Genomic DNA, 18,511 nt, shown 5'->3' on the forward strand with positions numbered 1-18,511 from the left:
TGAAAAGCAGAGTCAGCGCATTATTCAGATACAAACACCCTCGCCTGCTTGGGCACAACATGCAAATGTGCCCCTTCCCGCACATTCAACGCCCAAAACGTACCCGTGTCGACATAGGCTTCCAGCGTATCGGCCTCACCGGCCTGTACCGTGTCCTGACGGCGCAGTTCCAGTCGTGCGGTAGGCCCAATCACCATGGCGCGCACCAGTTCCACCGGCAGCCCGGCAGAACCTGGTCGTCCCTGCTGATCCGCAGTCAATTCAAAATCATACGGGCGCACATATGCCACCGCATTCTGGGCTCTTGCATCTGTATACTCAGGCACGGCCCATTGAACGCCGTTGACATTCATCACCCCCAGGCTGACCTGCCCGCGCAACTGATTGACATCACCCAGGAAGCCATACACAAACGGACTGGCCGGGTTCTCCCATACCTCCTGCGGTGAGCCCACCTGCTCAATCTGCCCCTGATTCATCAGCACCACACGGTCTGCCACTTCCATCGCCTCTTCCTGATCATGCGTGACAAAAATGCTGGTCACATGCAGGTCATCATGCAGCCTGCGCAACCAGCGGCGCAATTCCTTGCGCACCTTGGCATCCAGCGCGCCGAAAGGCTCGTCCAGCAGCAGCACTTTAGGTTCCACTGCCAGCGCCCTTGCCAATGCAATGCGCTGGCGCTGTCCGCCGGAAAGCTGCGCCGGATAACGGTCTGCCAACCAGTCCAGTTGTACCAGCTTGAGCAGGGCATAAACCTTCTCTTTGATTTCCGCCTTGCTGGGGCGCTGACCATGCGGCTTCACGCTCAAACCAAACGCCACATTGTCAAATACCGTCATATGGCGAAACAGCGCGTAATGCTGAAACACAAACCCCACCTGCCTCTCACGCACATGCTGTTCAGTCGCATCCAGCCCGGAAAACGCAATTGTCCCCGTGTCTGACGACTCCAGCCCTGCAATGATGCGCAGCAGCGACGTCTTGCCGCAGCCCGAAGGCCCGAGCAACGCCACCAGTTCTCCCGAATGCACATCCAGGTTGATATCTTTCAGCGCCTGAAACTGCCCAAAATGTTTATTGACCTGACGAATTTCAATGCTCATGATTTACTCTTTTCAAATCCATATCGTTATTCTGCCGGCTGCATAGCGGTACGCGACGCCTGATCAGCAGAATTCACTGTCAACGCTTTCACTCTTTCACCCGGGTTTTGTTGCATGAGTGAAGGCGCTGCTACCGGCTCTGGCGGCAGGTCTTCAATCATTTTCAAAGCCCGCTCATGCCGCCATTCGGCAATGCTTTTAATCACCAGCGTTACCAGTGCCAGCATCGCCAGCAATGACGCCAGAGCAAACGCGGCAGCACCCTGGTAGTCGGCATGCAAAATCTCCACCTGCAACGGAATGGTATTGGTCTGCCCGCGGATATGGCCTGACACCACCGACACCGCGCCAAACTCACCCATGGCCCGCGCATTACACAAAATCACACCGTACAACAGCCCCCACTTGATGTTAGGCAATGTCACCTTGCGAAACACCTGCCAGCCACTCGCGCCCAGCACCACTGCGGCCTGCTCCTCATCGTTGCCCTGTGCCTGCATCAGCGGAATCAGCTCACGCGCCACAAACGGAAATGTCACAAACAGCGTTGCCAGCACAATACCCGGCACGGCAAACACAATCTTGATGTCATGCGCCTGCAACCAGCCACCCAGCCAGCCTTGCGCGCCAAACAGCAAAATAAACAACAGCCCGACTACCACAGGCGAAACCGAGAACGGCAAATCCACCAGCGTGATCAGCAGCGACTTGCCACGAAACTCAAACTTGGCAATAGCCCAGGCCGCCGCCACGCCAAACACCACGTTCAGCGGCACCGCAATCAGCGCCGTCAGCAGGGTCAGCTTAATCGCTGCCAGATTATCCGGATGATTCAGCGCCCCCCAGTACGCCTGCAATCCCTGCCGGAGCGCTTCCACAAACACCGCCGCCAGCGGCAGCACCAGAAACAGCAGCATGAAACCCAGCGCAATGCCAATCAGAATACGCCTGACCCAGGGTGCCTCAGTGGTATGGACACGGCGTGCAATACCATGCTCGCCACCATAGACAATGGTCGCGCTGCTCGGCAGCTCTCCGCCCAGGTTTGCACGGGAAGCCAACACATCCTGATGTATCACCTTTTCAGCAGCCATCATCTATCCCCCGCCCCGGTACGGCTGCGCTGCCAGGCCTGCAGGCCGTTGATCAGCAACAGCAATACAAAAGAGATCACCAGCATCAGCACCGCCACAGCTGTAGCCCCGGCATAATCGTGCATATCCAGTTTACCGATAATGACCTGCGGCGCAATCTCGGACACCATCGGTATATTGCTGGAGATGAACACAATCGAGCCATATTCACCCACGCCACGCGCCAGCGCCATGGCAAACCCGGTCAACAATGCCGGCGAAATGGCCGGGAAAATCACCCTGTAAAAAATCTGCCAGCGCGATGCACCCAGGCAAGCCGCCGCTTCTTCCAGCTCTTTTTCCGTATCTTCCAGCACCGGCTGCACCGTACGCACCACAAAAGGCAGGCCGATGAAAATCAGCGCAATCACAATGCCTGTGCGGTTAAACGCTAGGTCAATACCGAGCGGGGCAAACAGTTGCCCCACCCAGCCGTTGCTGGCCAGAATGGCTGTCAATGAGATACCGGCCACTGCTGTAGGCAATGCAAAAGGCAGGTCTACCAGCGAATCGACAATCTTTTTGCCCGTAAACTTGTAGCGCACCAGTACCCAGGCCACCAGCAGGCCAAACACCGCATTGATCATTGCCGCCAGCAGCGCGGCGCCAAAACTCAGTTGCAGCGAAGCAATCACGCGCGGTGCGCTCACCGCTTCCCAGAATCCGGCCCAACTCAGCGTCAGCGTTTTACCCACCAGCGCTGCCAGCGGAATCAGCACAATCAGGCTCAGGTAAAACACTGTAAACCCCAGCGTCAGGCCAAAACCGGGCAGCACCCGGCGCACCTTGCGCTGGCGCACTGCCGGAGCCTGCCCGCCTGAGGCCAGTGCTTCAATGTTGGCGGCTGTATTCATTGCCTTGCCTTTTGCCTGTTCTGATCAGCTTATTTCGGGCCGGTGTAGATCTGGTCAAACACACCACCATCACTGAAATGCACTTTCTGCGCTTCGGTCAGGCTGCCAAAATACTGCTGCACGGTAAACAGCTTGATCGGCTTGAAAAAGTCTGCATGGCGTGCCAGCACTGCTGCAGAACGGGGACGCAAAGCATGGCGTGCGGCAATTTCCTGTGCCTCATCCGAATACAGGTATTGCAGATAAGCCTGTGCCAGTTCACGTGAGCCGCGTTTGTCCACGGTGCGGTTGATGATTGCCACCGGGTTTTCCGCCACAATGCTTGCCGACGGGTAAACCGCTTCCACCCTGCCCTTGCCAAACTCACGCTCGACCGAAACCACTTCCGATTCAAACGTAATCAGCACATCACCCACGTTCTGTTGCAGGAATGCAGTGGTTGCTGCACGGCCGCCTTTGGCCAGCACAGGCACATTCTGGAACAGCTTGGTCACAAACGCTTTGGCCTGTTCAGGCGTACCGCCAGTGCTCAGCACATAACCCCAGGCCGCCAGATAAGCATAACGCCCGTTACCACCGGTTTTCGGGTTGACCACCACCACCTTCACGTCGGGGCGGATCAGGTCGTTCCAGTCATGGATATTTTTGGGGTTACCCTGACGCACCAGAAACAGCATGGTGGAAGTGGTTGGTGCGGCATTATCCGGGAATGCCTGCGCCCAGTCTTTCGACACCACGCCGGCATCGGCCAAAAAGTCGATATCGCTGGAGGTATTCATTGTGACCACATCAGCGTCAAGCCCGTCAGCCACCGCGCGCGCCTGCGTGCTGGAGCCGCCATGCGCCTGGTTGATGGTGACACTCGCACCGGTTTTTTGCTGCCAGTAAGCCTGGAACGCCTTGTTGTAATCGCTGTAAAACTCGCGCGCCACATCATACGAAGCATTCAGCAAAGTATTCGGCTGCGAGGCCGGCTGGGCTATGGCCACGCCGGTAATGCCGGTTATCACTGCCACGGCCAAAACAGCCAAAGTCAATTGAATCGATTTGAAATTCATACATACTCCTGTCTGGAATCATGCCGGTGCTCTTGCCACATGTCCGGCTTTAATTTGTCATCTTGGAAAATAAGGGTTACAAGGTCAACCGCTTTCATTTCGGCGGCATTATGCTTCCCCAAAGCAGGGAAACTTTCTTTTTATCGGCAACAGCGCATGTGGCAAATGATCATGATGAAATCTCTTATTGTGAAGTCACCGGGCAACCGGGCCTTGTTTTTATTTCGCAAACTGCGTAGCCTTTATTCTGAACCTTTATACTTAAAACTCAAACCATTGTTTTTTTATGTTCATATAACTATTTGAAATATAGAGGTGTTAAACAGCTCAAGAGACGCTTACCCCTTCAAACTCACACCAGGCAGTAGCACAGACAGCAGCCCCTTCTATTATGAAAACCTGCCCATGAAACCCGACTCTGGCCTAAAATACAAGGTTTGGCTCTGCTCGCTGGTGTCAACCGTATTTTCCATACTGGCCAGCTTTGCACCAGCAAGGGCCTGCAAAACATGAACAGAGATCGCATAAGAGAATCACAAATGACTGAACTCGCCAAATCTTTTGAACCCGCAGCCATTGAAGCCCACTGGGGGCCACTGTGGGAAGCCCGCAATCTGTACCAGCCCACGCTGGATCAAAACAAACCGTCGTTTGCGATTCAGCTGCCACCGCCCAACGTCACCGGCACACTGCACATGGGGCACGCGTTCAATCACACCATCATGGACTCGCTGACCCGCTACCACCGCATGCGCAGCTTCAACACGCTGTGGGTGCCGGGCTCAGACCATGCAGGCATTGCCACACAAATCGTCGTTGAGCGCCAGTTGCAGGGCGAAGGCAAATCCCGCTATGACCTGGGGCGCAAAAACTTTGTCGCCCGCATCTGGGAATGGAAAGAACAAAGCGGCTCCACCATCACCCAGCAAATGCGCCGCATGGGCGACTCGGTCAGTTGGTCGCACGAATACTTCACGATGAACGAACAGTTGTCCAAAACTGTCGTTCAGACTTTTGTTCAACTGTACAAAGAAGGCCTGATCTACCGCGGCAAACGACTGGTCAACTGGGACCCGGTACTGCTATCTGCCGTATCCGACCTGGAAGTTGAGAGTGAAGAAGAAAACGGATCGCTGTGGCACATCCGCTACCCGGTGGAAGGCAGCGAAGAATATGTTGTTGTGGCCACCACCCGCCCCGAAACACTGTTTGGTGACCAGGCTGTCATGGTGCACCCGCAAGATGAACGCTACACGCATCTGGTTGGTAAAAAAGTCCGCCTGCCGCTGACTGACCGCCTGATTCCGGTCATTACCGACGAATATGTCGACCGCGAATTCGGTACCGGTGTGGTCAAGGTCACGCCCGCGCACGACTTTAACGACTATGCCGTGGGGCAGCGGCACAAACTGCCGATGCTCGAAATTTTCACGCTGGACGCCAAAACCAACGACAACGTGCCCGAAGCCTACCGCGGACTCGATCGTTTTGTGGCACGCAAAAAAGCGGTTGCTGACTTGCAAGCCCAGGGCCTGCTTGAAAAAACCGAACCGCACAAACTGATGGTGCCGCGCTGCGCGCGTACCGGCCAGGTGGTGGAACCCATGCTGACCGACCAGTGGTTTGTCGCCATGAGCAAGCCTGCCGCAGACGGCAAAAGCATTGCACAAAAAGCCACCGAAGTGGTTGCCAATGGCGAGGTAAAGTTCTTCCCTGAGCAGTGGGTGAATACCTACAACCAGTGGATGAACAACATTCAGGACTGGTGCATCAGCCGCCAGTTGTGGTGGGGCCACCAGATTCCGGCCTGGTATGGCAGCAACGGCGAAATTTTTGTGGCCGAAGACGAAGCGGCAGCACAGGCACAAGCCAAAGCAGCAGGCTATACCGGGGAACTGACCCGCGACGAAGATGTGCTGGACACCTGGTATTCATCGGCACTGGTGCCCTTCTCCACATTAGGCTGGCCTGAAAAAACACCGGAGCTGGAACTGTTCCTGCCCTCCACGGTGCTGATCACCGCGTTTGACATCATTTTTTTCTGGGTGGCGCGCATGATCATGATGACCGTGCACTTCACCGGAAAAGTACCGTTCAAGCACGTGTATATCCACGGCCTGGTACGCGATGCACAGGGCCGCAAAATGAGCAAGTCCGAAGGCAATGTGCTTGACCCGGTAGATTTGATTGATGGCATTGCGCTGGACCCGCTGCTGAAAAAACGCACCACCGGCCTGCGCAAACCTGAAACGGCGCCCAAAGTTATTGAAGACACCAAGAAAGAATTCCCCAGCGGCATTCCGGCCTATGGCGCAGACGCATTGCGCTTTACCTTTGCCGCGCTGGCCTCGCTTGGGCGCAACATCAACTTTGACTCCAAACGCTGCGAAGGTTATCGCAACTTCTGCAACAAACTGTGGAACGCCACCCGCTTTGTACTGATGCAATGTGAAGGCCAGGACTGCGGACTGAAAAAACACGACAAGAGCCAGTGTGCACCCGACGGCTACATGGACTTCTCCGCAGCCGACCGCTGGCTGGTGAGCGAGTTGCAACGCGTTGAAGCCGCTGTGGCACAGGGTTTTTCCGACTACCGGCTGGACAATGTGGCCAACGCCATCTACCAGTTTGTCTGGGATGAATACTGCGACTGGTACATTGAAATCGCCAAAACACAAATCGCCCACGGCACTGTGCAGCAACAGCGTGCCACACGCCACACCCTGATCCGTGTGCTGGAAACCGTGCTGCGCCTGCTGCACCCGGTTGCGCCATTCATCACCGAAGAACTGTGGCAAACTGTTGCCCCCATTGCCGGCCGTAAAGCGGCAGGCGAAGAGGCATTCATTGTGCTGGCACCCTACCCGCAGGCGCAGCCCGAGCGCATTGACGATACAGCCTGTGCCTGGATGAGCCGCTTTAAACAGGTCGTCGAAGCCTGCCGCGGCCTGCGTGGAGAAATGAATGTATCTCCGGCGCAAAAGCTGCCGTTATATGTGCAGGCAGCCAGCGAAGATGCCGAGTTCATACAAAAAGCGCTGCCCGCCCTGCAGGCCCTGGCCAAGCTCTCAGAAGTCAAGGTATTTGCAGACCAAAACGAATGGCAGGCTGCGGCCAAAGCCGCCCCTGTGGCTGTGGTAGGCGATCTGCGCCTGTGCCTGTTCATGGAAGTGGACGTACAGGCTGAAACCGAACGGTTAGGCAAAGAAATCAAACGACTGGAAGGCGAAATAGCCAAGGCACAAGGCAAACTGTCCAACGAAAGCTTTGTCGCCCGCGCTCCACAAGCCGTTGTGGAACAAGAAAAAGAAAGACTGGCCGGCTTTACTGCTACGCTTGAAAAAATACAGGACCAGTTGAAACGCCTGGATACATAGGAACTTTCATGCGTTTGGTGTACCATAAGTGAAATCAGCCTGCCTGATACCCTAGCGTATCAGGCTACGCTGGCCACTTATGGGCATGTATGCACAAGCCTTTCATACCCATAACGAACTGGGCACTCATACAGTAACGAACCCTATTGATTGATAAAACATCATGACAGACAAATCCAAACAACTCGTCAAAACCGCTGTTTTTCCTGTAGCTGGCCTGGGTACACGCTTTTTGCCCGCTACCAAAGCCAGCCCCAAGGAAATGATGCCCATTGTGGACAAACCGCTGATTCAGTATGCAGTAGAAGAAGCTTATGCCGCAGGCATTCGCAACATGGTGTTTGTGACCGGACGCAATAAACGCGCCATTGAAGACCACTTTGATACCGCTTATGAACTGGAAAGCGAACTGGAGCGGGCCGGCAAATCAGCCCTGCTGCAGATTGCACGCAATGTGGTGCCTGACGACATGAACTGCCTGTTTGTGCGCCAGCCGCGCATGATGGGTCTGGGCCATGCTGTATTGTGCGCTGCCCCGCTGGTTGGGCATTTTCCATTTGCCGTGCTGCTGGCTGATGACCTGATGATTGCCGGGCAAAGCGGAAAATCCGTCCTTGCGCAAATGGTGGAACAGTACAACGTTTACCACAGCTCCATTCTGGCGGTGCAGGAAATCCCGCCAGAACACAGCAAACGCTATGGTGTGGTTGCCGGTAACCCGCTGGAAGAACGCCTGGTGAAAATCGGCACCATTGTTGAAAAACCAGAACCCGCCAAAGCACCTTCCAACCTGGGTGTGGTTGGACGCTATATTCTGAACCCGGCCATTTTTGACCACCTCAGAAGCCAAAGCGCCGGAGTCGGCGGAGAAATCCAGTTGACCGATGCCATTGCACATCTGCTCAAAGATGAACTGGTACTGGCTTACAAATTTGACGGTAAGCGTTACGACTGCGGTGCCAAAGACGGATTTCTTGAAGCCACCGTTGAAATTGCGCTGCAACACCCGGAAGTCGGAGAAATCTTCCGCCGCTATCTGGACCAGCATGTCTGCAAAAAACCTGCGGCTAAAAGCTGAGGCTTGCCAATAAAACATGCCTGAAACTGGCCTGACTCTGCTCCAAAACATTGGGGTGACCTTACACCAGCCTACAGATTATTTAGGCCAGTTTACCGAACTCGTGCAACAATTGGGTCAGTTACATGATCCAGTTGAACCATGCACCTCACCTGCCACTGCATTTGAAGCACTGTTTGCAGAATTGCCTACAGTGGAATTTTGAAAAATGGAATAAAGTTGACGCAGAAAACCCGCTTCACCGGCGTTCAATCACCGTCACAAACTCTTCACCGAATTCTTCCTGTGAAATCAGCCTGTTACCGGTCTGCTTGGCATAACCGCGAAAGGCCTGCATTGAACTGGTATCTACAGACCTGATTCTCAACACTTGCCCGCTAGCCATCTGTGCCAGCTTTTTTTTCGTTGCCAAAATTGGCACCGGGCATGGCAAATCGCGTGTATCGAGCTCGTAATCAACCTGGATCGTATCTAATAACATTGACTTTGATGAATTATCAATTACGGGAATCACACTCTTTTGAAACACTCTTCCCTTGGTCTTACAAATATCACTGAGCCCCTTTGTCAGAGGCCGTTCACTAACGCCGACGCAACACTGTAATACACTCGTCGCCTTGTTGCTGCTGCTCAACCAGTTCATTACCAGTCTGCTTGGCAAACGCCTGAAAATCCTGCAGAGAACTGCTATCTGTCGCTACCACCCGCAGCAGTTGCCCACTACTCATGGTTGCCAGTGCTTTCTTCGCCTTCAAAATAGGCAGCGGACAAAATAACCCGCGTGCATCTAGTTCTTGATCCACTTTCATCTATTTTGTTCCCAGAAAACGCCCTCAGCATACAGCAGAAAACCTGCTGGTCCTATTGTGGCATACCCTATACCAGGCACACATTCATGCAGATCAAAGCGGGAACACACCGGTAGACAAATAACGGTCCCCGCGGTCGCACACAATGAACACAATCGTTGCATTCTTGGCCTGACGCGCCACTTCGAGCGCGCACCAGAGGGCCCCGCCAGTAGAAATTCCGGCGAAAATACCCTCTTCACGGGCCAGACGACGCGTCATCTCCTCCGCATCCTCCTGCTGCACATTCACCGTTTGTGTCAGCAATGCCGGGTCAAAAACCTTCGGCAAGTACTCTGCAGGCCATTTGCGGATACCTGGAATGCTGGAACCATCAGCAGGCTGCGCGCCAATCACCTGAACCTCCGGGTTCTTTTCCTTTAAAAAGCGTCCGGTCCCGGTAATCGTGCCTGTGGTTCCCATCGCACTCACAAAATGCGTCACTTTGCCCTTGGTCTGCTTCCAGATCTCCGGCCCGGTCGTTTCATAATGTGCTCTCGGATTATCGGCATTGGCAAACTGATCCAGCATGTATCCCTGCCCTTCAGCCACCATTTTGGCTGCCAGGTCCCGTGCATACTCCATGCCACCGGAACGCGGCGTCAGAATCAGCTCGGCACCATAGGCCTTCATCGTCTGGGCACGTTCAACCGACAGATTTTCAGGCATGATCAAAATCATGCGGTAGCCTCTCATCGCAGCAGCCATCGCCAGCGCGATCCCCGTATTACCTGAAGTCGGTTCAATCAGCGTATCACCCGGGTGAATTTCACCGCGCTCCTCGGCCCGCCGGATCATCGAAAGCGCCGGACGGTCTTTCACGGACCCCGCCGGATTATTCCCCTCAAGCTTAGCCAGAATGATATTGTTACGTGCTGTAATATCCGCGCCAGGCAGTCGTACCAGTTGAACCAACGGCGTATGTCCAATGGCATCTTCAATACTTGGATATGTCATTATGGCTTGTCTACCCTCTGTACAAAAAAAAGAATACCCGTTATACTACCACCTTTCGCAAGCCCAGGTGGCGAAATTGGTAGACGCAGGGGACTCAAAATCCCCCGCCGCGAGGCGTGACGGTTCGAGTCCGTCCTTGGGCACCAGAAAAACAAAAATAATAATCAATGTGTTAGCTTATCGGGAGCTAGCACATTTTTTTATGTCACTTCAGATGTCTTACGAGATATTCTGAAAAAAATACAAATCGTCGTTTTTAGAAATTGCTCAGCTACTCATTCCTGAGAATGAGCAATGCAAGTGTCAAACTCTGACTTTCATAATCAGTCGCTATTGATGCTCACCCAGAAGAAACGACACTCCACTATTTTGCAAGAGGACACAGCAGATGGATCAGATTTTGATAAAAGAAATCATTGTAGGTATCATTTTAGGAGTAGGTATCTGTGCTTGCCTGACATTCATGCTCAGAGGAGCAGAAAAAATAAAAAAACATCAAGAAGAGACTGGGAAGCAAAAAGGAACTGTAGGGCTGCCATCCATCGGACTGGGCATACTATTCATATTCATTACATTTGGGCTTATTTTTTACTTATCTCACAAGTTCGGAATTGAAGCAATCTATGATCGCGACGATTCTCGTGTCATTCCCCTGCTCGGTAGTATTGGGCGCTTCAACTGGCATGTTTCTGCACCTGCTATAGCTATTTGGGTTATCTATGCAATGACAATTAATGCCATTGCCAAACGTGCCAGCCATGATCAAACAGAGGGAACAGAAGAGTTTGATTTAAATAAAACCAATCAATTGTGATCGTATTCAGCATAAAACCCGTTGCACATCAATAAATGGCTTCGGGTTGTGTCTGCATATTTTGTATAGTCCCCACCAACTGGCCAGTTTTATTTCTATCAAACAATTCAATATCAAACTGCTCCATAGTGACCTCTTGCGCAAAAGAGTTTACCGTAAAAGCCAATACCAAAGCAAACATGGCGATGGCATTACGCAAGCAAGTTGAAAGCTTGAGCATCACTGGCCTTCTTTGGGCGTATCGGCAAGTTTTTGAAAATAAGCATCTATAACGGATGCAGGACGCATCGTATTGGTATGAATCATATGCAATACTTCTCCCGTGGTGCCATTAACCAGAAAAGCAATAACAGCTTGATCTGGCGCTGGACTGGTATGATCATAGCAATCCACCAGATAGTACGAAACTAACGGATCAGTACTATAAATACCACGAGCCAGCCGATAAACATTATCCGAATTCATAATATCGATCTGATAGTCTGCCAGCATCTTGGCTGCAAGATCTTCTACAGAGAATTCAAAACCATCATCTTCGCTTTCTTCCTTGATAACATTTCCATGTCCATCATAGCGTTTCGTTGTACCCACAAAAAAGGAATAAAACTCCTGTGTGGTTGCCATTAGCTGCCCTTGGGCGTTAAATAGTTTTCTGTATGTATAAGCAGACTGAGGGGGGATCCTATCTTCAATATAGCCTCCCTCAGATATTTCAAATTGCCTGATTTTTGTTCCATCAGGTAAAAGAAATACCCCATTATGTTCTATTAGATTGCGCTTAAATGCTTCAATATCAAACCGTTCCATAGTAGCCTCTTGCGCAAAAGAGTTCACCGTAAAAGCCAACACCAAAGCAAACATGGCGATGGCATTACGCAAGCAGATTGAAAGCTTGAGCATCATTGGCCTTCTTTGGGCGTATTGGCCATTTTTTGAAGATACGCCTCTAAAACAGACACAGGCTCTTTGGTATTGGTATGAAGGATATGCAGAACTTCTCCCGTAGTACCATCTACCAAAAATGAAATTATGGCCTGACTAGGTGCCGGGCTGGCAAGATCATAGCAATCCACTGCATAATAAGGAAATAAGGGATCAACACCATGAATGCCACGCGCTAAGCGATAAATATTATCCGAATTCAGTATGTCAATCTTATAGTCTGCCAGCATCTTGGCGGCAAGGGCTTCTATAGAAAAAGGAAAGTATTGATCTCTATCATTCACCTCTTCTTTTATCAGATTCCCATGACCATCATAGTATTTACTGACACCAGTAAAAAAAGAGTAAAACTTTTGCGTCGTTGTTATCACATATCCTTGTGGGTTATACAATTTTCTATATGTATAAGCGGATTGAGGAGGCGTCCTATCCTCAATATAGCCCCCCCTAGAGGCCTCAAACTGATGTATCTTTGTGCCATCAGGCAAAAGGAATACCCCATTATGTTCTATTAGATTGAGGTTAAATGCTTCAATATCAAATCGTTCCATGGTGACTTCTTGCGCAAAAGAGTTCACCGTAAAAGCCAACACCAAAACAAACATGGCGATGGCATTACGCAAGCAGATTGAAAGCTTGAGCATCATTGGCCTTCTTTGGGCGTATTGGCAATTCTTTCTAAATAAGCACCGAGTACGGGAGTGGGCCTTCTGGTATTGGTATGAAGAATATGCAGAACTTCTCCTGTAGTGCCATTAACCAGAAAAGCAATAACAGCTTGATCAGGCGCTGGACTGGCAAGATCATAGCAATATACCTGATAGAACGAAAAAGGCGGATCGATATTCTGCCCTCGATTCAATTTATAGATATTGTCTGAATTCAGTATATCGACCTTATAGTCTGCCAACATCTTGGCAGCAAGATCTTCTACAGAAAATGCAAAACCTTCATCAAAATTTCTTTCTCTAAAGAGCTTGCCTTCACTATCATATTCTTTTGAAATGCCTACAGGAAAAGAATAGAACAATTGACCGACGGCTATTAAGTTACCCTGCTCATTAAATCCTTTTCTATAAGTCAACCCGGAATGCAAAGGTGTCCTATCTACAATATAACCAGTCCCAGGAGAGTATCTTTGTTCTATTTTCGTCCCATCAGGTAAAGTATAAATCCATGTAAAGCCATTTTTATTTTGGTTGAATAATTCAATATTAAATTTTTCCATTGTGTCTGTCTCCTGTGCCAGGCAGGTTTGAATTGCATGATGACTAAAAGTCAATACGATTACAAAAAATATTCTAAACAAGCAGGTCAAGCTTTTCATAGATGATCCCTCATAATCTGCCAATGCCAACGGTAGGTGCTATATCCATTTTGTGTATAGCTGATGACACTTGTCGTTCCACTGTTTAGCCGGTAATCCGGATGAGCCGTATCCCACCCTCCAAAATTAAAAACATATTTCATGGCATTTCTATTGATAGACCAAGGCCCGGAAGCTGATGTTGTCACATCGACAGGGGTCGTGTAAGTGCTGTCATAATCTATATGGGTATGGTATAGCCCCAGATTATGTAATATCTCGTGTGATGGAGTGTTGAGCATTGAGTTTTGACCATTTGCAAAAACGGAGCATGATTTTCTTCCTACCCAACCAACTCCCCCCATACCTTCGCCATCAATGCCAAAGAAAAACACTGGCCAATAATCATCTGCTGAGTAAGCAGGGTGTGCATTTCTAAAACTTGTTCTTAAATGGTTCAAGAAATCACCTGCGGTGCTCCTTGCTACCTCGTCTGCACTATTGATAAATGTATTGCTAGAAACTGGTGTTGGCTGTTTAAATTTATCGTCTGCACTGCGGTCAAACATAATATTTGTAGTCGTATCCGGATAAATCAGTGCCTGATATAAAGTGTTATACAGCATTTTTTCTTCATCAGGACGAAGCGATCCTGTTGACTCGTAAAAAATACTAGGCGGTACTGCCGTATCAATGTTCAGTTTTACATTAACCAGCAGCACCTTCATGCTTTTACGGTGCTTGGCATCATTGGCACACACGCAGAGTTTGCCTGCCAGAGAACGGCCCTGCATTTTGTTCATTTCTTCGGTGTTTTTGGTGGCCTGTTCCTGTTTTTGTTCAATCTCCTGTTGCTTGGCCGCAATCTGGTTTTTCTTTTCTTCCAGTTCGGTTTTTTTAGCCTCCAATTGCTTTTGCATATCTTCAAGCTGTTTTTGCGGGGCTTCCAGTTGAGCTTTCTTTTGAGCGATCTGCTGTTCCAACTGTGCAACTTCTGCTTTCAGTTGGTCTACCTTGGCCTGATCTTTTTCTCTTTCCCCCGGCAGGTTCAGCTTTTGAAAGTCCGGGTTATCTGTGGCCTGTTTTTGCTCATCGCTCAACAATGAAAACGCCTGGAGCTGGCTTTCTATCGTCTGATAAATGGTTTTTTTGGCAGCGCATTGTGCCTCGAGCGCGGTAATTTCTGCTTCCAGTTGGCTGACAGTGGCCTGCTGCGTAACGACCTGAGCCTCCTGCGTCGTAACCTGCTCTTGCAGTGTTTGTGCTTCTGCTTCCAGCGCGGCTTTCTCCTGCTCCAGCGCCGGAATATCGGTGTCATTCAACTGTTTGTTTTCCTGCTCCAACTGGTCTATTTCTGCCTGGGTATGCTGATAATGGTGTGCCCATACATCAATGTACTGGTCTGTAGAAAACTCTTTAATGCACTTGACCTTGATGGTATCTGGCAAATCGTGGTTGATGCCTGGGCTATTGGGCGCAAAGGCCACACCCGTAGCAGGAATGGTGATAGGGCTGTTCTGTATGTACGTGCCCGTGCTCGAGCCTGCAGGATATTTGATGTTGAAATACTCTGACGGAAAAACAATTTCCAACTCCTTGGGCTTGGTGTCGCCCTGCACATTGACAATCAGCCGCAATTCCGCCTCAAAAGGAGGTGGCACCAGCAGATCAGCCCCACCGTTTCGGGTTTTGTAGTCGTTCTTGATCTGGTTGCTGATATCTTCGGCATATAGATTAAGCCAGGGGATAAAGTATTCGTCTTTAGGCGCTGCCCGGTGACTGTTGACGCTGAGTTTATGGTATTCGGTTTTCAGGTCGTTATAGGCAGCGGCATTCGGGGTTGCTTTGGTATAACCGCTTTTTTTGCTGCCAAGAATACATTCTTTATAGGGTGGTTCGCCTGTAACATGACCCGGAACCTGTCCAGGAGTGAGTTCATCATTAACCCGCAGCCAGTCAAACCCAAACTCGCCACGCCAGGTCCGATGAGGCCTGAATTCAACAATGGTATGGTTTAACATGCATACCATGGCTGTACCCTTACAATCCTCGGTACAGCCCACAACGCCGGTTGGATCACTTGTTCTTTTTCCCATCAGAACATCCCCTCCATATTCTGTAAATCAGCACAAGACGGTTAGTTATTGGCTCTTCAGGTGCAATACCGTTTTTCCTTCAAAAGAAACGGCTTCTTCTGAACCTGCCTGGCGAACTGGCATGACTATATGAATTTCTGCAAGCACATCAATGTGGTTTTGATTGCGAAACTGCTCTAATTCCGCATCAAAAATAATCCAGTCAAAAGATATGCTTTGCCCAGGAGCAAGCAAAATCAACTTTTCCATCAACTGGGGGTCTGCCAAATTTCTTCTTAATGGCGTTTCTTCGCCTGTTTCTCTATCTTTAAGCGTTATAAACGGGCCTGTTGTTTTGACATATTCAAACGGGATTTCAAGACCTTCCTTTATGTTATTCGTGATTTGTATCACGATAAAGAGTTCTCCGTCGCCAGTAAAAATGCATTGAGGGCCATCCTTGCAATAAGCAGAAATTGTAAATAATTCATTTGTACGCATGACCTGCTCCTCAGTTTTGGCATGAATCGTCAATGGAATCGCCATGATAAATAAAAATAAAAAATGAATAAATGGTTTTCTAAATGGTAATGGCACATTTAACCCCTGAAATATCAATAAGGTCTTTGGCCTCAATGGCAAAAAACCACCCATGCCGTTGAGCTATTTTTGTATTTGAATGTGTAGACATGATGCTAGAAGAAGTATCAGAAGAAGGTTTTGACGGGGGTGCATTAATCGCCGTATCTAATGTGCCATCAGGTTGGTAGTACTTAACAGTATCTGTACCTGTACTGTATGAGTATTCATCAGGCAGCCCAAAGCAATGTCCAAACTCATGGGCATACGTCCAAACAATGGTTGTTTTGGAAACGTTTATGACAGATCCACTCACACCTTCTCTTGGATAAGTGCTGTGAACCTTCATCGTATAGTGCTCATTGGAAGTAACCCATACAACTTTGAACTTGATGGGTAAACTTTTTACAGGACAATTTGCAGTATCAGGATGAGTAACTTGCAAATTAAACTTGCCATTCCAATGACTTAAGCTACTTTGCATATTACTTTTAGCCGCAGTAACATCTGCCGCACTGACACCACTTTGAGCCTCCGCTTTGATTCTTATTTCAACGCTAGCTTCTGTACCGGTTTTTAAAGGAATATAAATCTTAAATTTTTTGGAATAAACAGAAGTATATGACGAGCTATCAGGTTTATACCTTTCAAAATACCTTCCTCTGCTGTTTACACTGATTTCCTTTTCATAATCTTTATTCCAGCAAACAACGCATACACTCACAGGATCAGAAACTTCACACGATGCATCTGATGCAGAGTGAGGGGCACTTGTTCTTTTTCCCATCAGGATATTCCTCCTTGCCCAGAGTCCTGCTGTGATAAAAATGCTTTCTCATTCTCCACTGCGGCCCGCAGCCATATTTTCCCCCGGCTGGCCAACTTTCTTGCCATCACCATGGCGTTATCAACAACCAGGGTGTAATCTACATAGCTGCTTGTTTTCTCTAACCTTGCCCAGCTATAAAATGGGTCGTGGTCGAACTGGTGGCCTAAGAGGTACATCAGTAAAACAATCACCCCGGCCGGTCGTGCCTGGTCAAAACCATAGCTTTGCAGTGCTTTTTGTTCACCCTGCTCAATTAACACCGCCAATGCAGGGGCACCACTGGTTTCGTATTTTTGCGGGTAGCACTCCTGCATGATCTTGAGCATATAAGATGAAAAACCCGTTTTATATACATGAAGCTCTTCTACATTGAGTTGCTGTATTTTTTCTGCCGCCTCAAAAAAATGCCGGCTTTGTGGGCCTAATATTTGGTCAAAATAGTCTGAGGTTAAACGGTAGAGCCTGGAACTTTGCTCTATTTGGGACAGGTGCTTATTGTCAGCCAGTGCTTTTTGTATCCACGGGTATTGAGGGTCGGTCTCAAAACCAACTCCAAACGCAATCATCATGTCGATGTAAAACTGAACAGGCCCCCTTTGGGTAAAACCGCTTTGCTCGGCTTTTTCAACACAATCTTTCAGTACCTGCCTGAGCCTGGACTCCTCCATGGTTTTCCTCAGATACGGATAACATTCATCACAATGCACAACCAGCTCGCTGACGTAGTTATCAAGCGCATAAGGCTCAAGTTTTTTCAACTGTTTTTCTTTTATTTTGATTGCCATTGACTCCGCCCTTCAGTTTATGTCAGGTACTGATACTGCCCATCTTTTTTCAACGCCCACACCAAAACATCTGCCAGCATTTTGCTTGCTACTGCGTCCTCCTTAAATACAGCAATCAATCCCTCAAGGCACCTGGGATCATAGTAGCGAAAAAACATTTTTTTACCATTTTCAAGCTCGCCAAACAAAAGACTTCTAAGCTGCCCGCACAGTGGCTTAAACTCCTTTTCGCTCCACAGCCATACCACGGCAGGCTTTTGATCCTCAATAGCAAGAATCTTTTCAACAAAATCTGCATTCTTTTTTGTATCCACCTGCACCAGCAAAGGCCCTGCTTCTACCGATACAGCATGAGGAGTCCCAATAAACAAGGACCTGGACACAATGTTCGGTTCTTTTGTCACGGCCGGATAAAAATCCTCCGCCAGTTGAGCACAATCAATGATCACATACAGATGCGCGCCATTCTCTTCATTTATCCCTGGTGGATGCGGTAACAAAACCTCTTGGCTCATCATGCAATCTCCATCATGGCAGACGCTCTTTGAGCTGCGCGCTTCAAACATTCTATGCACAAAGGTTCGGTTTCAAATGCCGGCATACTGTAGCTCAAACTAGTCGGTCCCTTGAACGGGAAACTCGCCGCCTTATGCTCTATGATCCCCGGACCGTGCAGATAAATGTTGCCGTCCCTGATCTTGATATAAGCCCCGCCCGATGTCAGCAAGATCTCCTTCTCCGCTGCCACCTCCACCTTGTCTTCTGTGGAC

At 49.6% G+C, this 18,511-nt stretch carries 20 protein-coding genes and 1 tRNA gene; 4 read left to right on the top strand and 17 right to left on the bottom strand.

Annotated elements, in window-relative coordinates; genetic code table 11:
• Positions 1 to 20: 20 nt before the first annotated feature.
• From CUZ56_RS04045 to CUZ56_RS04060, 4 genes are read right to left on the bottom strand one after another with little or no spacing between them, the layout of a single operon-like run.
• Positions 21 to 1,106 carry a sulfate/molybdate ABC transporter ATP-binding protein gene (locus CUZ56_RS04045; RefSeq protein WP_126978419.1) on the bottom strand — a complete coding sequence of 362 codons (1,086 nt, stop codon included), beginning with the start codon at positions 1,104 to 1,106 and terminating at the stop codon, positions 21 to 23.
• Positions 1,107 to 1,132: 26 nt separating this feature from the next.
• Positions 1,133 to 2,203 carry a sulfate ABC transporter permease subunit CysW gene (cysW, locus tag CUZ56_RS04050; RefSeq protein ID WP_239442006.1) on the bottom strand — a complete coding sequence of 357 codons (1,071 nt, stop codon included), beginning with the start codon at positions 2,201 to 2,203 and terminating at the stop codon, positions 1,133 to 1,135.
• Complete coding sequence (cysT, locus tag CUZ56_RS04055) at positions 2,200 to 3,093, bottom strand: sulfate ABC transporter permease subunit CysT (protein WP_126978421.1); 894 nt, start codon at positions 3,091 to 3,093, stop codon at positions 2,200 to 2,202. Before cysT ends, cysW begins: the two co-directional genes overlap by 4 nt.
• Positions 3,094 to 3,122: 29 nt before the next feature.
• Complete coding sequence (locus tag CUZ56_RS04060; RefSeq protein WP_126978423.1) at positions 3,123 to 4,151, bottom strand: sulfate ABC transporter substrate-binding protein; 1,029 nt, start codon at positions 4,149 to 4,151, stop codon at positions 3,123 to 3,125.
• 539 nt (positions 4,152 to 4,690) lie between these two features.
• On the opposite strand from CUZ56_RS04060, the gene CUZ56_RS04065 reads away from it, so the two are divergent.
• Positions 4,691 to 7,528, top strand: a complete 2,838-nt coding sequence (locus tag CUZ56_RS04065) for a valine--tRNA ligase (RefSeq protein WP_126978425.1) — start codon at positions 4,691 to 4,693, stop codon at positions 7,526 to 7,528.
• A 163-nt stretch (positions 7,529 to 7,691) separates the two neighbouring features.
• Positions 7,692 to 8,606 carry a UTP--glucose-1-phosphate uridylyltransferase GalU gene (gene galU, locus CUZ56_RS04070; RefSeq protein WP_126978427.1) on the top strand — a complete coding sequence of 305 codons (915 nt, stop codon included), beginning with the start codon at positions 7,692 to 7,694 and terminating at the stop codon, positions 8,604 to 8,606.
• Positions 8,607 to 8,844: 238 nt separating this feature from the next.
• Here galU and CUZ56_RS04075 read toward each other — a convergent pair whose 3' ends face one another.
• The 3 genes from CUZ56_RS04075 to cysM all read right to left on the bottom strand — a co-directional run bounded on the left by CUZ56_RS04075 (position 8,845) and on the right by cysM (position 10,411).
• Positions 8,845 to 9,087, bottom strand: coding sequence for a sulfurtransferase TusA family protein (locus tag CUZ56_RS04075; protein ID WP_404948022.1), 243 nt, complete (start codon positions 9,085 to 9,087; stop codon positions 8,845 to 8,847).
• 100 nt (positions 9,088 to 9,187) lie between these two features.
• Positions 9,188 to 9,415, bottom strand: a complete 228-nt coding sequence (locus CUZ56_RS04080) for a sulfurtransferase TusA family protein (RefSeq protein WP_126978429.1) — start codon at positions 9,413 to 9,415, stop codon at positions 9,188 to 9,190.
• 93 nt (positions 9,416 to 9,508) lie between these two features.
• Positions 9,509 to 10,411 carry a cysteine synthase CysM gene (gene cysM, locus CUZ56_RS04085; RefSeq protein ID WP_126978431.1) on the bottom strand — a complete coding sequence of 301 codons (903 nt, stop codon included), beginning with the start codon at positions 10,409 to 10,411 and terminating at the stop codon, positions 9,509 to 9,511.
• Between the two features lie 61 nt (positions 10,412 to 10,472).
• Between cysM and CUZ56_RS04090 the strand changes: the two genes are divergently transcribed.
• Positions 10,473 to 10,557 (top strand) — tRNA-Leu (locus CUZ56_RS04090).
• A 242-nt stretch (positions 10,558 to 10,799) separates the two neighbouring features.
• Complete coding sequence (locus CUZ56_RS04095) at positions 10,800 to 11,225, top strand: hypothetical protein (protein WP_126978433.1); 426 nt, start codon at positions 10,800 to 10,802, stop codon at positions 11,223 to 11,225.
• A gap of 28 nt (positions 11,226 to 11,253) precedes the next feature.
• Here the strand turns inward: CUZ56_RS04095 and CUZ56_RS04100 are convergent, their stop codons facing one another.
• From CUZ56_RS04100 to CUZ56_RS04145, 10 genes are all read right to left on the bottom strand, one after another.
• Complete coding sequence (locus CUZ56_RS04100; RefSeq protein WP_126978435.1) at positions 11,254 to 11,445, bottom strand: hypothetical protein; 192 nt, start codon at positions 11,443 to 11,445, stop codon at positions 11,254 to 11,256.
• Positions 11,445 to 12,128 (bottom strand): hypothetical protein, encoded by a 684-nt coding sequence (locus CUZ56_RS04105; RefSeq protein ID WP_126978437.1) that lies wholly within the window; start codon positions 12,126 to 12,128, stop codon positions 11,445 to 11,447. The genes CUZ56_RS04100 and CUZ56_RS04105 overlap by 1 nt, the downstream gene beginning before the upstream one ends.
• Entirely contained in the window at positions 12,125 to 12,814 is a 690-nt protein-coding gene (locus tag CUZ56_RS04110) for a hypothetical protein (RefSeq protein WP_126978439.1), read from the bottom strand. The genes CUZ56_RS04105 and CUZ56_RS04110 overlap by 4 nt, the downstream gene beginning before the upstream one ends.
• Positions 12,811 to 13,395, bottom strand: coding sequence for a hypothetical protein (locus tag CUZ56_RS04115; RefSeq protein WP_126978441.1), 585 nt, complete (start codon positions 13,393 to 13,395; stop codon positions 12,811 to 12,813). Before CUZ56_RS04115 ends, CUZ56_RS04110 begins: the two co-directional genes overlap by 4 nt.
• Before the next feature lie 95 nt (positions 13,396 to 13,490).
• The gene (locus tag CUZ56_RS04120) at positions 13,491 to 15,503 is read right to left on the bottom strand and encodes a hypothetical protein (protein ID WP_126978443.1); all 2,013 of its coding nucleotides are present in this window, start codon (positions 15,501 to 15,503) and stop codon (positions 13,491 to 13,493) included.
• Between the two features lie 111 nt (positions 15,504 to 15,614).
• Complete coding sequence (locus CUZ56_RS04125; RefSeq protein WP_126978445.1) at positions 15,615 to 16,145, bottom strand: hypothetical protein; 531 nt, start codon at positions 16,143 to 16,145, stop codon at positions 15,615 to 15,617.
• Positions 16,129 to 16,914, bottom strand: a complete 786-nt coding sequence (locus CUZ56_RS04130; RefSeq protein WP_126978447.1) for a hypothetical protein — start codon at positions 16,912 to 16,914, stop codon at positions 16,129 to 16,131. Before CUZ56_RS04130 ends, CUZ56_RS04125 begins: the two co-directional genes overlap by 17 nt.
• A complete protein-coding gene (locus CUZ56_RS04135; RefSeq protein WP_126978449.1) occupies positions 16,914 to 17,741 on the bottom strand; it encodes a hypothetical protein in 828 nt (275 codons plus the stop codon). The genes CUZ56_RS04130 and CUZ56_RS04135 overlap by 1 nt, the downstream gene beginning before the upstream one ends.
• Before the next feature lie 17 nt (positions 17,742 to 17,758).
• Entirely contained in the window at positions 17,759 to 18,259 is a 501-nt protein-coding gene (locus CUZ56_RS04140) for a DUF4123 domain-containing protein (protein WP_162615245.1), read from the bottom strand.
• Positions 18,256 to 18,511: DUF2345 domain-containing protein (locus CUZ56_RS04145; RefSeq protein WP_126978453.1), on the bottom strand; the 256-nt coding region annotated here is incomplete at its 5' end. The genes CUZ56_RS04145 and CUZ56_RS04140, both read right to left, overlap by 4 nt.

The organism is Saezia sanguinis, assembly GCF_003991585.1.
GTDB classification, from domain to species: Bacteria; Pseudomonadota; Gammaproteobacteria; order Burkholderiales; family Burkholderiaceae_C; genus Saezia; species Saezia sanguinis.

Excerpts from the sequence above, each read along its gene's own strand:
- CUZ56_RS04045 (WP_126978419.1), bottom strand. The coding sequence starts at position 1,106 with ATGAGCATTGAAATTCGTCAGGTCAATAAACATTTTGGGCAGTTTCAG.
- cysW (WP_239442006.1), bottom strand. The coding sequence starts at position 2,203 with ATGATGGCTGCTGAAAAGGTGATACATCAGGATGTGTTGGCTTCCCGT.
- cysT (WP_126978421.1), bottom strand. The coding sequence starts at position 3,093 with ATGAATACAGCCGCCAACATTGAAGCACTGGCCTCAGGCGGGCAGGCT.
- CUZ56_RS04060 (WP_126978423.1), bottom strand. The coding sequence starts at position 4,151 with ATGAATTTCAAATCGATTCAATTGACTTTGGCTGTTTTGGCCGTGGCA.
- CUZ56_RS04065 (WP_126978425.1), top strand. The coding sequence starts at position 4,691 with ATGACTGAACTCGCCAAATCTTTTGAACCCGCAGCCATTGAAGCCCAC.
- galU (WP_126978427.1), top strand. The coding sequence starts at position 7,692 with ATGACAGACAAATCCAAACAACTCGTCAAAACCGCTGTTTTTCCTGTA.
- CUZ56_RS04075 (WP_404948022.1), bottom strand. The coding sequence starts at position 9,087 with ATGTTATTAGATACGATCCAGGTTGATTACGAGCTCGATACACGCGAT.
- CUZ56_RS04080 (WP_126978429.1), bottom strand. The coding sequence starts at position 9,415 with ATGAAAGTGGATCAAGAACTAGATGCACGCGGGTTATTTTGTCCGCTG.
- cysM (WP_126978431.1), bottom strand. The coding sequence starts at position 10,411 with ATGACATATCCAAGTATTGAAGATGCCATTGGACATACGCCGTTGGTT.
- CUZ56_RS04095 (WP_126978433.1), top strand. The coding sequence starts at position 10,800 with ATGGATCAGATTTTGATAAAAGAAATCATTGTAGGTATCATTTTAGGA.
- CUZ56_RS04100 (WP_126978435.1), bottom strand. The coding sequence starts at position 11,445 with ATGCTCAAGCTTTCAACTTGCTTGCGTAATGCCATCGCCATGTTTGCT.
- CUZ56_RS04105 (WP_126978437.1), bottom strand. The coding sequence starts at position 12,128 with ATGATGCTCAAGCTTTCAATCTGCTTGCGTAATGCCATCGCCATGTTT.
- CUZ56_RS04110 (WP_126978439.1), bottom strand. The coding sequence starts at position 12,814 with ATGATGCTCAAGCTTTCAATCTGCTTGCGTAATGCCATCGCCATGTTT.
- CUZ56_RS04115 (WP_126978441.1), bottom strand. The coding sequence starts at position 13,395 with ATGGAAAAATTTAATATTGAATTATTCAACCAAAATAAAAATGGCTTT.
- CUZ56_RS04120 (WP_126978443.1), bottom strand. The coding sequence starts at position 15,503 with ATGGTATGCATGTTAAACCATACCATTGTTGAATTCAGGCCTCATCGG.
- CUZ56_RS04130 (WP_126978447.1), bottom strand. The coding sequence starts at position 16,914 with ATGGGAAAAAGAACAAGTGCCCCTCACTCTGCATCAGATGCATCGTGT.
- CUZ56_RS04135 (WP_126978449.1), bottom strand. The coding sequence starts at position 17,741 with ATGGCAATCAAAATAAAAGAAAAACAGTTGAAAAAACTTGAGCCTTAT.
- CUZ56_RS04140 (WP_162615245.1), bottom strand. The coding sequence starts at position 18,259 with ATGATGAGCCAAGAGGTTTTGTTACCGCATCCACCAGGGATAAATGAA.